Origin of the sequence: Streptomyces purpurascens (assembly GCF_045040895.1) — a bacterium.
In the GTDB taxonomy this organism is placed as follows: Bacteria; Actinomycetota; Actinomycetes; order Streptomycetales; family Streptomycetaceae; genus Streptomyces; species Streptomyces purpurascens.
Genome location: NZ_CP108341.1, coordinates 4,192,823 through 4,206,792, shown reverse-complemented (window position 1 = coordinate 4,206,792; position 13,970 = coordinate 4,192,823). Strand labels below are relative to the sequence as shown.

Genomic DNA, 13,970 nt, shown 5'->3' with positions numbered 1-13,970 from the left:
GGATCAGATCTGCGGCGTCTCGATGACAAGGCCGGCGACATCGATGCCGACCGCCGCGGCCGGGGTGGCGAGACCACCGAACATCATCAGGGCGGCGGTGGCCAGGACGGCGGAGACTCGACGGACAGCGCGCATGCTGGGACTTCCTTTCGACGGTGCTCACAGGAACACCCGGTGGCTGCCCCCGGGCACAGCGCGTGATGCGGCACGCCCGGCAAGGTCGCCCAAGGGTGGGACATCCCCGGCGTGGCGTGCATGAACGCCGGCGTGCACCCGAACGGGTGAGACAACGCCCGGCCGTCAGCCCGCGTCGTCGGCGAGCTCCGCGACCCCGGTGATCCGGTGCAGGGGATACGTACGGACCTCGTCAGCCGTGTGGTCGTACGCCGTGACGAAGCCGCCCTCGACGCGGATGGGGGCGATGACCCGCTGGCTGGCGGTGCCCTCGGCGTTGACGTAGCCGATCCACAGGGCCTCGCCGGTCAGGACGGCGGCCTGCATGGTGGCGAGGGTCTCGGCGGAACCGGTGCGGGGCAGCTCGCCGTTGACCTCCGGAGCCGTGCCGGGCTTGCGCGGGGTGGTGGAGGCGAGGTCGCCGGCCCGGATGGCGCGCAGCGCCGCCGTGAGGAGGACGTCGTCGGGGACCGGCGGGCCGTCCGGCACCGGCTCGGGTGCCGTACGGGGCGGGGTGCGGTGGGCGAGGGCGCGGGTGATCAGCACATCGCCCTCGGCGGACTCGGCCGCGGGCGCGAACCCCATCGACCGCAGGCCCTCGAGAAGCCCCGCGGGGTCGGCCTGCGCGGCCAGCACGGTCGGGGCGAGCCGGCGCAGCCCCAGGCCCGCGGCCCGCTTGTCGGCGAGGATCTCGTTGAGTACGGCGTCGTCGTCGCAGCGCACATACGCCGAGGCCGCGCCGACCCGCAGATGGCCGTGTCTGCGGGCCACGTCGTCGATCAGGTAGGCGAGCGGCTGCGGCACCGGCGTACGGGAGTGCGCGGTGAGGAAGGCGTGCAGGTCGGAGGCTGCCTGCCCGGCGTCGAGCGCGCGGCGCACCGACCCGGGCGTGAACCGGTAGACGGTGGCCCCGCCCTTGGACTCGACGTCCGCCAGCACCCCGAGCATGTCGGCGAGCGGGCGCCGCAGGGGCCCGGGCGCCACCGCGGTCAGGTCGGCCTGGAGCAGCACGTGGTCCAGCGGCTCGGGCAGCTGGGGCGTGAGGAGCCGGGCCGCGGCGGCGGAGGCGACGGCCTGTTCGGCGGGGGAGAGGGGGACGACCGGGACGGGGCGGTGGTGGTGGACGGGGAGTTTGTCTCCCGGACCGCTGTCTCCCGGGCCGGAGCCCTCCGCTTCGGGGTGGCGTACGGCCGCCGCCGCGCCCAGCAGGGCCCGGCCATGGGCCGACAGCGCGCCCCGGCCGGTGACGCCCAGCAGCTCCGCCTCGGACAGGGCCCACCGGGCGAGGCGGCTGCGCGGATCGTCCTCTCGCTGCGCGCCGCGCAAGGGACGCTCCCAGCGCAGCCGGGCGAGCACCGACTCGGCGTCCGGAGCGGCCCCCTCCGGCAGCCCGGCCAGCAGCGCCAGCACCCGGTGCCGTACCTCGGGCGCCGCCGAACGGTCCAGGCCCGGCCCGAGCGCCGACAACGTACGGTCCTTGGCGTCCCGCCCGCCCACAAGACCGGCCGTCCGGGTCGCCGCCAGCCACGCCGTGGCCAGCCGCGACCAGCGTTCGGCGGCGGGCGCCTCCAGCCACTCGTCGTAGGCCGGGGTCGCCGCGTACCGCTCGTCGGCCTCCCCGTCCGAGGCGATCAGGCCCGCCGCGTACGCCAGTTCCACCCAGAACGCGGCGACCGGCTCGGGCACGTCGAGGGCGACGGCGGTCCGCTTCAGGTCCCGCACGCTCAGCCCACCGGCCCGCAGCACCGCGGGCCCGCCCTCGTCCCAGTCCTTCAGCAGCTCCTCGACGGTCGCCAGCGCGGTGTACGCCTGCCCGGCCGCCGTACTGTCCACAACCTGTGGACGACGCACGGCGACGGCCTCGACCACCGGCGGCACGGGCTCGGGCGTCCGGTGCGCCAGCCCCCGCCGCAGATGCAGGGCGACCTCGCGCGGCAGGACGACCGTCCCCGGCGCCGTCGGCAGCAGCAGCCCCCGGTCCAGCAGCCAGCGCAGCCGAGCCGCCGGGTCCGGGGTGACCTGCCCGTACGGCGGCCCCCACACCAGGCGTTCCAGCACGTCCAGGGAGTCGGCCGGGGCGTCGGCGAGCAGCGCGGCCATCCGGGTCCGGTCCGTGAACAGGCCGGTGAGGGCGGTCACCGCGGAGACCGAGTCATGGGTCGAGGACAGCCCGGCGGTCGTGACGATCTCCTGGATCCGCCCCAGGGACATCCCGGCGGTGGCCTCCTGGACCGTCGGGCCGAGACCGGTCGGCGAGGGGTGCTGCGGCGAGGGCGCCAGCAGTTCACGTGCCGTGCGGACCAGCCGCAGCCGGTCGTCGCCGCCCCAGACCAGGGCCTGCTCGCGCAGGATGTCCAGGGCGTGCGGCAGGGCGGCGACGACGGCCGGGTCGGCGTCGTCCCCGGCGGTCAGCCCGAGCAGTTCGTCGTACGTCGCCGGTTCAGCCGCCACGGCCAGCGCCTCCGCCGTCTGCAGCGTGAACCGGTCCAGCCGCTCCAGGGCCCGCACGACCGAGGCACGGGTGCCGGCCCGGGTCGCGAGCTGGGTGAGGTCGGTCGGCACGGGCGTGATGAGGTCCGGGCGGCTGCGCAGGAGCGCGCCCAGCGCGGCATCGCCCCGCGCGCGGAGCGCTTCCGCGAGGGAGCGGGGGGCCGGGGGCCTGTCCTCGGTGCTCATCCGGTCCACGGTAGCGGGTCGCCTCCGGCGGCCGGGCCGACTGCGGGCCGGCTCACCCTCGCTCGCCGGACGGTCTTTTGGCCGACCCGCTGGTCCTCGCGATACCGTCGTGCGACGGCGTCAGCCAACGCACCCGCCCCGGAGGGGACTTCGTGGGGATTGAGAGCGACCAGGTCGTTTACGAGTATCTGAGCCGTGTCGGCGACGTGGCCCAGCAGCGGCAGTTGTCCTCGGCCACCCGGATGCGCCTGGTCGCGGACCTGCGCAACGAGATCGACCGGCGCCGCGCGAAAGCCACCGTCGACACGCCCGCCGCCGTCCGCCGCATCCTGACCCGCATGGGCAGCCCCGACGAGATCGTGGCGGCGGCAGCGGAAGGCACCGGCGGCGGAGCAGTGCCGCGGAGCACCGCCCCCGCCTCCGTCCCGGTGCAGCGCGACGCCGAGCCGGAGGAGCGGGCGAAGGGGGTGCTGCGGCGCGTCGTACCGCGGCCCCGTCCGGCGCGGCCCGCCGAGGAGTCGCACCCGGCGCCCGCCGAGGGCCCGGCCCCGCCGCACCTGGCCGCCGGGCACGAGCTCGGGGACAGCGTCGTCCAGCCCGACTGGTGGCGGGTGGACAGCAGCCCGTTCGGTGTGGGCGAGGAGGTGCCGGGCTTCGTGGGCGGCGTGGAACTGCCGGACCTGCTGAAGCCGCCGCAGCCGAGGAAGCCGCAGCAGGAGAAGCCGGCGGCCGAGGAGGCCGAGCCTGCCGCCGAGGCCGTCGAGGAAGCGGCCGGGACCGGCACCCGTCGCCGCCGCCTCCCCCGTCTGCCCTCCGGCGGCAACTGGAGCAACCCGCTGCTCCTCGCCGCCGCTGGTCTGCTCGTCGCGGGCGCCGTGCTCGGCAACTGGTTCGTGCTCCTCCTCGGCTGGCTCATCGCGTACGCCTCGCGCCGCCTGACCCAGGCGGAGACGAAGTGGGCGGTCATGGTCCTGCCCGGGCTCGCCGTCACATCGGGCCTGGTCTGGCTCTGGGGCAGGATGAACGGCCGGTGGGGCACTCCGATCGCCGAGGGCCACATGAACGACGCGGTCTCCGAGACCTGGCCCTGGGTGGTCCGGGGCGCGGCGGTGGCGTCGGCGCTGTTCCTGGTGTGGCGCTCCCAGCGGCAGAGGTAGCCCACATCCTGGGCACCCCCGGGACGCCTGTCGGCCATACGCCCTGGGCACAATGGCCCATATGGCACTCACCGTCGGTTTCGACCTGGACATGACCCTCATCGACTCCCGCCCCGGCATCCGCGCCTGCTACCAGGCGCTGTCCGAGCGGACGGGGACGTACATCGACGCCGAGCTGGCGGTCACGCGGCTCGGGCCGCCGCTGGCCGAGGAGTTGATCAACTGGTTCCCGGCCGAGGAGGTCGGGGAGATGGCCGACCTGTACCGCGAGATGTACCCGTCGATCGCCATCGCCGCGACCCCGGCGATGACCGGCGCCGGTGAGGCCATCGCGGCCGTACGGGAGGCCGGCGGGCGCGCGATAGTCGTCACCGCCAAGTACGAGCCCAACGCCAAGCTGCACCTCGCCCACCTCGGCATGGAGCCGGACGCGGTGATCGGCAATCTGTGGGCCGAACAGAAGGCGGAGGCGCTGCGCGAGCACGACGCGGCCGTCTACGTCGGCGACCACGTCGGGGACGTGCGCGGTGCCCGGACGGCCGGCGCGCTGTCCGTCGCGGTGGCCACCGGCCCCTGCCCCCCGGAGGAACTGCGTGCGGCGGGCGCGGACGTCGTCCTCGGCGACCTGACCGAATTCCCCGGGTGGCTTTCGGACTACCGCCCCGCGCGCGCCTGACGGCGGCCGGCCGCCACGGAACGCAGTACTCCCGCGCCGGCCATCAGGAAACCGACTGCCATGAGCATGCTCAATCCGAACATGTACGTCGGAAAGGGCGTCGTCCCGAGGAACAGCGGGGCGACCGTGACCAGTGTGGCCACGGCACCGATGAAGAAGACGATGGCACCGGCACGGACCAGACGGTCACCGGGCGCGGCGGAATTCGTTTGGGTTTTGTCAGGCACCGGACCAGGGTAGTTCCCAGCCCGAAGGAACAACCCGGTGACGTCTTGTCACCTGCCTGAAGAGCATTAGCCTTGGTACCGGCGGGTCCGTGCGGCCCGCCCGAGTGCTATCAAGAGCCGTTTCCAGAAGCAGTTTTCCGACGAGTACGAGGACGAGGACAGACGTGCCTACCGGCAAGGTCAAGTGGTTCAACAGCGAGAAGGGCTTCGGCTTTCTCTCCCGCGACGACGGCGGTGACGTCTTCGTCCATTCCTCGGTCCTCCCCGCCGGAGTCGAGACGCTCAAGCCCGGACAGCGAGTGGAGTTCGGGGTGGTCGCCGGGCAGCGCGGCGACCAGGCACTGTCCCTGACGATTCTGGACCCGACCCCCTCGGTCGCCGCCGCGACGCGCAAGAAGCCGGACGAACTCGCCTCGATCGTCCAGGACCTCACGACCCTGCTGGAGAACATCACCCCGATGCTGGAGCGGGGCCGCTACCCCGAGCGGACCTCCGGCAAGAAGATCGCCGGCCTGCTGCGCGCGGTCGCCGACCAGCTGGACGTCTGACCTCTCAGGGGAATCGCAGCGCGTTCGGGCCGAGGGGCGGTACGAGTCCCTCGGCCGCCGCGCGGGTCAGCAGTCCGCGTACGGCCGCGTAGCCGTCCTCGCCGAGAGCGGCCGTGAACTCGTTGACGTACAGCCCGATGTGCTGGTCGGCGACGGCCGGGTCCATCTCCTGGGCGTGCTCCATGACGTACGGGCGGGACACCTCGGGGTCGTCCCAGGCGGCGCGCACGGACGTCCGGATGGAGTCGGCGAGCAGCCGCAGCTTCTGCTCGCCCAGCGACCGCTTGGCGATGATCGCGCCCAGCGGGATCGGCAGCCCGGTGGTGTGCTCCCAGTGCTCGCCCATGTCGGCGAGCTTGTGCAGGCCGTAGCCGCCGTACGTGAAGCGCGCCTCGTGGATCACGAGCCCCGCGTCGACCTTCCCGTCCCGCACGGCCGGCATGATCTCGTGGAACGGCATGACGACGATCTCGCCGACCCCGTCGGCCAGGGTGTCCGCGGCCCACAGCCGGAACAGCAGATAGGCGGTGGACTTCTCGCTGGGCACGGCGACGGTGCGCCCGGCGAGGTCGACGTCCGCCTCCCGCGTCAGCACCAGCGGCCCGCAGCCCCGCCCCAGGGCACCACCGCAGGGCAGCAGCGCGTACTCGTCGAGGACGTACGGCAGCACGGCGTACGACACCTTCAGTACGTCGAACTCGCCGCGCTCGGCCATGCCGTTGGTGACGTCGATGTCGGCGAAGGTCACGTCGAGGTCGGGGGCGCCGGGGACGCGGCCGTGGGCCAGGGCGTCGAAGACGAAGGTGTCGTTCGGGCAGGGGGAGTACGCGATCTGCAACTGGTCACTGGTCATGCCGGTTCCAACTCTCCAGTACGGGCACGAGCTTCCCGAAACCCTCGGTCAAGGCGGCCAGGGCGTCCCCGATGCGCCAGGCGGCGCGGTCACGCGGCCCGACGGGATTGGAGACCGCCCGGATCTCCAGCACGGGCACCCCGTGCGCGCCGGCGGCCTCGGCGACACCGAAGCCCTCCATGGCCTCGGCGAGAGCGGTGGGGTGCCGCTCGCGGAGCGCGGTGGCTCTGGCGGCCGTCCCGGTCACGGTGGAGACGGTGAGCACGGCCCCCGTACGGGCCCCGGCGGCGTCGGCGACCCGCCGCAGAAGGTCCTCGGGCGGCTGGTGACGTACGGTCCCGAACCCGAGTTCCGTGACCGACACGAACCCGTCGGGCGTCTCGGCCCCCAGATCGGCCGCGACGATCTCATCGGCGACGACGAGCGCCCCCACGGGCGCCTCCGGCTGGAAACCGCCACCGATCCCGGCGGAGACGACGAGGTCGTAGGGGGTGCCCCGGAGGGCGGCGGCGGTGAGAGCGGAGGCGGTGGAGGCGGCGGCGAGAGCCGGCCCGACGCCCACAGCGATCACATCGGTCCAGCCGTGGGCGGTAGCGCCGAGCGACTCGTCATCGGACCCCGGCGAAAACCCGCCGAAGGCCTTCGCCACCGCGTCCCTCTCCACAGGAACGGCGGTGGCGACAAGCACCCTGCCAAGCCCCGCGGCAGCGATTACGCGTCCTTCTCCAGCTTGAAGTTCCACAGGCCGGACGTGTCCTTCTCGCCCTCCTTGATGGAGACCAGCGTCGAGTCGCCCTGCGCGCCGTACTGGGCGTTGAAGAACACGCTGCCCGGGATGGTGCGGTACGTCTTCGTGCTGGCGTCGGTCAGCGGCTGACCGTTCATCAGGATCGTCCAGCCCTTGTCGGCGATCTCCGGGTCGACACCGAAGCGCACGGTCTCGTCCGGGTCGACCGAGATGGTCTTGATGCCCTTGTCCTTCAGGCACTGCGTGAGGTCGGCGGGCTTCAGGGCGTCGCCCTCGCCGCCACAGGTGGCCTCGGAGTTCACCGAGTCGCTGCCCACGGTGACCGTGGCGATCGGCGTCGGCTTGTCACAGGCCGACAGGACGAGCAGTCCGGCGGATACGACACCGGCGACAGCGACGGCGCGGCGGCGTCGCACTACGGATTGCAACGTGTTCATGGGCGAAGGTTATCCGGCACGCGGGTCGGACCGCCCACGCGGGGTACGGCTCCCACCGAGATCCGTCGGGAGATCCATCAGAAGGGCCCTACGCCACACGCGCCCGCGTCGCACCGCCGCGCCGGGCGGAGCCGATCAGTCCCCGTACGGTCGTCAGCCACCCGGCGCCGACGATCGCCGCGCCCACCGCCAGCCCGACCGTGCCGTTGAGCGGCAGCGCGAGGCCGATCGCACCGCCCAGCACCCAGGCCATCTGCAGCAGTGTCTCGGAGCGGGCGAAGGCCGAGGTCCGGACCAGTTCGGGCACGTCCCGCTGGATCAGCGCGTCCAGGGACAGCTTCGCCAGGGCCTGGGCGAAGCCGGCCACCGCGGCCAGACAGGCCACCAGGACCGCGCTGAAGAACACCGAGGCCGTGATCGCCACGCCCAGCACGCACGCCACGACCGTCACGATGATGATCTCCGGTGCCCGGGAGCGCAGCCACGCCCCGACCGCCGTACCGAGCGCGTTGCCCGCGCCCGCCGAGACGCCCACGATCCCCAGGGACACGGCGGCGCTCTGGCCGGAGACCGGGTGCTCGCGGAGCAGGAAGGCGAGGAAGAAGATCAGGAAGCCGGTGAGGCAGCGGATGGAGGCGTTGGCGGCCAGGGCGTGGGTGACGGCCGGGCCGACCGTGCGCAGCCCGGGGCGTTTGACGGGCCGGCGGTGCGGGCCGTGCAGATGCTGTTCGTCCGCGGCCAGCAGCGCGGTGTCCTCGCCCTTGGCGGAGTCGACCTTGGGCGGCAGCGTGAACGACAGGACGGTCCCCGCGATGAACAGCACGAACGCGCCGTAGAGCGGCCAGCGCGGCCCGATCTGCTGGAGTCCGGCGCCGATCGGGGCGGCGATGCCGGTGGCGAGGAGCCCGCCGAGGGTGACGCGCGAGTTGGCCTTCACCAGGGAGAAGCGGGGCGGCAGCAGCCGGGGCACGACGGCGCTTCTGACCACCCCGTACGCCTTCGACGAGACGAGGACGCCGAGCGCCGCCGGGTACAGCTCGATCCCGCCGGTGACGACGGCCCCGGACAGGACGACCGCGAGCAGCGCCCGGGCCAGCATCGCGCCGGCCATGGCCGCCCGGCGGCCGTGCGGGATGCGGTCGAGGAGGGGGCCGATCACCGGCGCGAGGAGCGTGAAGGGCGCCATGGTGATGGCGAGGTACAGCGCGACGCGGCCGCGGGCCTCGTCGGTGGGGACGGAGAAGAAGACGGTCGAGGCGAGGGCGACGGTGACCATGACATCGCCGGCGCCGTTCACGCCGTGCAGCTCGATCAGCTTACCGAGGCCGGACTCGCCGGCGCCGTGCGCGTGGGTGGCCTTGCGGATGCCGCGGGCGGTTCCGGTGACCGGGAAGTGCAGGGCACGGCCGACCGCGCGGAGGGAGCCGCGCATACGGCCCGGTCCGCTCAGTCGGCTGCTTCCCTTGACGGGCGTCTTCGCGGCTGCCACGACGTCATAGTGCCCCGAGAAGGCTGTGGGTAGTGCCATTGGCGCTTGTATAGGGCCTCTGGGGTGACTGCCGGCTGACGGTCCGGTCGTCGGGTCATGGCACCGTCGGTGTACGCGAAGTGGGGCGGAAGGGTAGCGTGCGTATCTCAGCCATCCCGCAAAATGGATGAAGGACGTCGACGCGGTCCCCCGGTCCGCTCCGTCCGCCCCCGCGCTGGGAGTGGCGCACTCGTCAGACGGCGTATGGAGAGAAGCGATACCTGTGAGCGCAGCGACAACGCGAAGCCGCACCCCTGACCGTCTGTGCGCAGAGGCCGTCGACCTCGCGCGCGCCGCAGCCGAGGAGGCCGCGGCGCCAGGGATCGTCGGCGAACACGTGGGGACGGTCTCCGAGGGGGACCGCGTTGTCACACACTTCTTCGAGTGCCGGGAGCTCGGGTACCGGGGCTGGCGCTGGGCCGTGACGGTGGCCCGGGCCTCCCGGGCGAAGATCGTCACGGTGGACGAGGCGGCGCTGCTGCCCGGCCCGGACGCGGTGCTCGCGCCCGAGTGGGTGCCGTGGAGCGAGCGGCTGCGCCCCGGCGACATGGGGCCGGGCGATCTGCTGCCCACGGACGCGGAGGATCTGCGTCTGGAGCCCGGCTGGAGCGGCGAGGACGAGCCCCCGCCGAACTCCGTCGTCTCCGACGACATGGCGGCCCTGGCGGAAGCCGAGGACGCGGACGTCACCGCGGGGCCCCTGGCCGTCCCGGCGCGCGGTTCGATCGCGGCAGTGGCCGAGGAACTCGGTGTGCGCCGCGCCCGGGTGCTCTCCCGCTTCGGCCTGCACATCGCCGCCGACCGCTGGGAGGAGGCGTTCGGCGCCAAGACCCCGATGGCGCAGGCGGCCCCCGCGGCCTGCGTGAGCTGTGGCTTCCTGGCCCGGATCGGCGGCTCCCTCGGCCAGGCCTTCGGCGTCTGCGCCAACGAGTTCTCCCCGGCCGACGGGCGGGTCGTCTCCCTGGCCTACGGCTGCGGCGGCCACTCCGAGGCCGCGGTCATGCCCCGCCCCCCGCAGCCGCCCTCCCCGGTCATCGACGAGACCCGCGTCGACCCGTTCCCGCTGCGCCCGGCGCCGGACTCGGGTTCGGTGGCGGCGACGGCGGACGAGAGCACGGAGGACCTGGGCCACTCGTAGCCGTGTCCTGGCCCGGCCGCTGATCAGCTACGTGTCCTGCTCGTCCGAGAAGATCTGGTCGGCAGTGGGCGCGATCACGGCGCGTCGGTGCCAGCGGCGCAGGGTCTCGGGGTCATCGCAGCTCACGACGCGCTCGCGGACCGCCTCGAACTTCGGAGACCCGGGAGAACAGTCCGGGGTGGTCCTGGAAGATGCGGTGCATCGCCTCGTGGGGCGAGCTGACCATGCGGGTTCCTGTGAGGGTGGGGGGGCTTGTTTACGGGTGCGGTCATGCCTGTGGCACATGCGGAAAGGGCTTTGGCCGAGCGTAGAAGCCAACTGCTCACAGATGGAGCCCAGTTGATGACGTTCACTCGAGTGGGCGACCGAGCCCGGGGGAGAGCGGCCCGGGGCTGACGGGGGCGGGCGGGGCACGCGGCCCCGCTGCCCAAGCGGTACCGTCTCCTCACGTCGACGAGGAGAAGGTACGGAACGTGAGCAGCAAGTTCGTGCGGCCCGCCGCTGAGGGGGCCGATCCGTTCGGTACCGCCCGCCTGCGCCGCGGCGTGCTGGACGCCTGGGCCACCAGCCCCGCCCGGTTCCGTGAGGACGCCAACGCCGAGGAGGACCTCGTCCTCGGCGGCTACCGGGACCGGCTCGTCGTCGAGCTCGCCCAGAACGCCGCCGACGCGGCGGCCCGGGCGGGGGTGCCGGGACGTCTGCGGCTCACCCTCCGCGACGGGGTCCTCGTCGCCGCCAACACCGGCGCCCCGCTGGACGCGGCCGGCGTGGAGTCGCTGTCCACGCTGCGTGCCTCCGCGAAGCGGGAGAGCCACGAGCGGGCCGTCGGGCGTTTCGGCGTCGGGTTCGCCGCCGTCCTCGCGGTCACCGACGAGCCCGCCGTCGTCGGCCGGCACGGCGGGGTGCGCTGGTCCCTCGCCGAGGCGCGGGAGCTGGCCGCCGATGTCGCCCGGCACAGCCCCGGGCTCGGGGACGAGGTCCGGCGGCGTGACGGGCACGTACCGCTGCTGCGGCTGCCGTTCGCCGCCGAGGGCACCGCCCCCGACCCGTACGACACCGCCGTCATCCTGCCGCTGCGCGACGACCCCGCCACCGACCTCGCCGAGCGGCTCCTGCACGCCGTCGACGACGCGCTGCTGCTCGCCCTCCCCGGCCTCGAAGAGGTCGTCGTGGAGGTCAACGGTGAGACGCCGCGCACGATCACCCGCCGCACCGACGGCCCCTTCATCGTCATCGACGACTCCGGCGACGGCGTCACCCACTGGCGTACCACCGAGGCCCACGGCCCGCTCACCCCCGACCTGCTCGCCGACCGGCCCGTCGAGGAGCGGCTGCGTCCGCGGTGGTCCGTCACCTGGGCCGTCCCCGTCGACAGCGACGGCAGCCCGGCCCGGCCCCACACCAGCCCGGTCGTGCACGCCCCCACGCCGAGCGACGAGCCGCTCGGTGTCCCGGCCCTGCTCATCGCCTCGTTCCCACTGGACTCCACCCGCCGGCACGCCGCCCCGGGACCGCTGACCGACTACCTCGTCCAGCGCGCGGCCGACGCGTACGCCGAACTCCTCGGCGACTGGCGACCGGTGACCGCCGGGATCATCGGCCTCGTGCCCGGCCCGCTCGGCAAGGGCGAGCTGGACGGCGCCCTGCGCCAGGCGATCCTGGAGCGGCTGCCCCGCACCTCCTTCCTGCCGCCCGCCGCCGAGCCAGGCGAGCACGACGGCGACGATGACCTGCCCGACTCCCTGCGGCCCCGTGACGCCGAGATCGTCGAGGGCGCGGGCGCGGACACCGTGCGGGTCCTCGCCGAGGTGCTGCCCACCCTGCTGCCCGGCGGGCTGGAGCGGCGCGCGGAGCTGCGGACCCTGGGCGTCTCCCGTGTCCCCCTCACCGACGCCATCGACCGGCTGGCCGGGCTCGAGAAGGACCCCGGCTGGTGGCGGCGGCTCTACGACAGCCTCGCCGGGGTGGACCCCGACCGGCTGTCGGGCCTCCCCGTGCCGCTCGCTGGGGGCACCTCCCAGGCTTTCGGCACTGGGGGAGGACGTACGACGATCGGCCCCCGGCAGGTCCTGCTGCCCAGCGCGGAGGCCGCCCGTCTCGACCCCGAGGTGCTGGCCCGGCTCGGCCTGAAGGTCGCCCACCCGGACGCCGCCCACCCGCTCCTGGAGAAGCTCGGCGCCCTGCCGGCCACTCCGCGTGCCGTGCTCACCACCCCGCAGGTACGGGCCGCCGTCGCCGCGTCCCTGGACGACGAGGGCGGTGTGAACTGGGAAGAGGACACCCTCGACGCCGACGAACTGGCCGACACCGTGCTCGCGCTGGTGCGGGACGCCGGCCTGGAGCCCGGCGACGAGCCCTGGCTCGGCGCCCTCGCCCTGCCCGACGAGGACGGCGAACCGGCCCCCGCCTGCGAACTCGTCTTCCCCGGCAGCCCCTTCGCCCAGGTGATGCGCGAGGGCGAACTCGCCGCCGTGGACGCCGAGCTGGCCGGCCGGTGGGGCGAGCAGCCGCTCGCCGCCTGCGGGGTCCTGGCCAACTTCGCGCTCGTCCGCGCCACCGATGTCGTCCTCGACCCGGACGAACTGGAGCCCCGCGAGGGCGACTTCGCCGAGCCCGACGACGCGGGCCTGCTGGACGCCGTCGACGTGTGGTGCGAGGACATCCTCGACCGTTTCCCGGACAGCCCGGTCCCGCCGGTCGCGACGGAGATCATCGCCGTACGGGACCTGGACCTGGTCGACGAGGACAAGTGGGCCCAGGCCCTGGCCCTGCTGTCGCAGCCGCCCTTCCGGGACGCGATCGTCCAGCCCGTGCGGATCCTGCTGCACGACGGGACGCACGAGGTCGTACGGCCGTACGCGGCCTGGTGGCTGCGCGGGAACCCGGTGCTCGACGGCCGTCGCCCGGCCGGTCTGCGCGCCGCCGGCGGTGACCCGCTGCTGCGCGGGCTGTACGACGAGGCCGACGCCACCGGATTCGAAGACGAACAGGTGCTGCGCGCGCTGGGGGTTCGCACGTCCGTCGCCGCGCTGCTGGACGAGCCCGGCGGGGCCGCCGAGCTGCTCGACCGGCTCGCCGAGCCCGAGCGCGAGGTGGCGGACGCCCAACTGCACGCCCTCTACGGCGCGCTGGCCGAGCTGGACCCGGAGCAGGTGACCCTGCCGGACGAGCTGCGCGCGGTCGTCGACGGCCGGGTGGAGGTCGTGGACGCGGCCGACGCCGTGGTCGTCGACTCGCCGGACCTGCTGCCCTTCACCTCGGGCGTCCCGCTGCTCCCGGTGCGCCCCTCCCGGGCCGCCGATCTGGCCGAGCTGTTCCAGGTGCGGCGGCTGAGCGAGTCCGTCACCGGGGAGGTCGGTTCCGAGGGCGTCGAGCACGACGTACCGGAGCCGGTGCGGGTACTGCTCGGCCGGCTGACCCCGGCCTCCTACGTCGAACACGAGGAACTCGTCGTCGACGGCGTGGAGATCGACTGGCGCCTGACCAACGACGGTGTCCTGCACGCCGCCACCCTGGAGGGCGTCGCCGCGGGGCTGGCCTGGGCGGCCGGGCAGTGGCCGCGGCGGTTCGAGGTGGCGGCGCTGCTGGAGGATCCGTCGCGGACGGAGGAACTGGAGCGGGACCGCTGGTTCGACTGAGCCTCAGGGACGCCCCGGCGGCTCGTGAAAACTCCCGCACAAATTTTTCACCGGTCGTACAACCAAGCGGACCCCTCGGGCATCTGATCACGTGAGTCAACAGACTCCACGATCACTTGGGCCCCAGGAGCCGACGACGAGCGCCGGGGCCCCTCTCCACCTGGAGAACG

General features: G+C 73.8%; 12 protein-coding genes. 5 read left to right on the top strand and 7 right to left on the bottom strand.

Going from position 1 to position 13,970, the window contains the following annotated elements:
• Positions 1–3: 3 nt before the first annotated feature.
• Together OHU35_RS19035 and OHU35_RS19030 are read right to left on the bottom strand one after the other, a co-directional pair.
• Positions 4–135: a hypothetical protein gene (locus tag OHU35_RS19035; RefSeq protein WP_267944178.1), complete on the bottom strand. Its 132-nt coding sequence runs from the start codon at positions 133–135 to the stop codon at positions 4–6.
• 165 nt (positions 136–300) lie between these two features.
• On the bottom strand, positions 301–2,850 hold the full coding sequence (locus tag OHU35_RS19030) for a helicase-associated domain-containing protein (protein ID WP_405506107.1): 2,550 nt from the start codon (positions 2,848–2,850) through the stop codon (positions 301–303).
• A 152-nt stretch (positions 2,851–3,002) separates the two neighbouring features.
• Between OHU35_RS19030 and OHU35_RS19025 the strand changes: the two genes are divergently transcribed.
• Both OHU35_RS19025 and OHU35_RS19020 read left to right on the top strand, forming a co-directional pair.
• Positions 3,003–4,007, top strand: coding sequence for a hypothetical protein (locus OHU35_RS19025; RefSeq protein WP_405506105.1), 1,005 nt, complete (start codon positions 3,003–3,005; stop codon positions 4,005–4,007).
• A gap of 52 nt (positions 4,008–4,059) precedes the next feature.
• Positions 4,060–4,683, top strand: a complete 624-nt coding sequence (locus tag OHU35_RS19020; protein ID WP_189729239.1) for an HAD family hydrolase — start codon at positions 4,060–4,062, stop codon at positions 4,681–4,683.
• Here the strand turns inward: OHU35_RS19020 and OHU35_RS19015 are convergent.
• Positions 4,662–4,910: a hypothetical protein gene (locus tag OHU35_RS19015; RefSeq protein ID WP_184599437.1), complete on the bottom strand. Its 249-nt coding sequence runs from the start codon at positions 4,908–4,910 to the stop codon at positions 4,662–4,664. The genes OHU35_RS19020 and OHU35_RS19015 overlap by 22 nt on opposite strands.
• 164 nt (positions 4,911–5,074) lie before the next feature.
• Here OHU35_RS19015 and OHU35_RS19010 point away from each other — a divergent pair, with 164 nt between their 5' ends.
• On the top strand, positions 5,075–5,458 hold the full coding sequence (locus OHU35_RS19010; RefSeq protein ID WP_189729237.1) for a cold-shock protein: 384 nt from the start codon (positions 5,075–5,077) through the stop codon (positions 5,456–5,458).
• A 4-nt stretch (positions 5,459–5,462) separates the two neighbouring features.
• Here the strand turns inward: OHU35_RS19010 and OHU35_RS19005 are convergent, their stop codons facing one another.
• The 4 genes from OHU35_RS19005 to OHU35_RS18990 form a co-directional block, all read right to left on the bottom strand.
• A complete protein-coding gene (locus OHU35_RS19005) occupies positions 5,463–6,311 on the bottom strand; it encodes a 1,4-dihydroxy-6-naphthoate synthase (protein WP_189729235.1) in 849 nt (282 codons plus the stop codon).
• A complete protein-coding gene (locus OHU35_RS19000; RefSeq protein ID WP_359893383.1) occupies positions 6,301–7,053 on the bottom strand; it encodes a futalosine hydrolase in 753 nt (250 codons plus the stop codon). Before OHU35_RS19000 ends, OHU35_RS19005 begins: the two co-directional genes overlap by 11 nt.
• Positions 7,023–7,496 carry a DUF2771 domain-containing protein gene (locus OHU35_RS18995; protein WP_229873357.1) on the bottom strand — a complete coding sequence of 158 codons (474 nt, stop codon included), beginning with the start codon at positions 7,494–7,496 and terminating at the stop codon, positions 7,023–7,025. The genes OHU35_RS19000 and OHU35_RS18995 overlap by 31 nt, the downstream gene beginning before the upstream one ends.
• A gap of 88 nt (positions 7,497–7,584) precedes the next feature.
• Positions 7,585–8,985: an MFS transporter gene (locus OHU35_RS18990; protein ID WP_405509273.1), complete on the bottom strand. Its 1,401-nt coding sequence runs from the start codon at positions 8,983–8,985 to the stop codon at positions 7,585–7,587.
• 262 nt (positions 8,986–9,247) lie between these two features.
• On the opposite strand from OHU35_RS18990, the gene OHU35_RS18985 reads away from it, so the two are divergent.
• Together OHU35_RS18985 and OHU35_RS18980 are read left to right on the top strand one after the other, a co-directional pair.
• Positions 9,248–10,162, top strand: coding sequence for a DUF3027 domain-containing protein (locus OHU35_RS18985; protein ID WP_189729229.1), 915 nt, complete (start codon positions 9,248–9,250; stop codon positions 10,160–10,162).
• A 473-nt stretch (positions 10,163–10,635) separates the two neighbouring features.
• The gene (locus tag OHU35_RS18980; RefSeq protein WP_405506103.1) at positions 10,636–13,800 is read left to right on the top strand and encodes a sacsin N-terminal ATP-binding-like domain-containing protein; all 3,165 of its coding nucleotides are present in this window, start codon (positions 10,636–10,638) and stop codon (positions 13,798–13,800) included.
• Positions 13,801–13,970 lie beyond the last annotated feature (170 nt).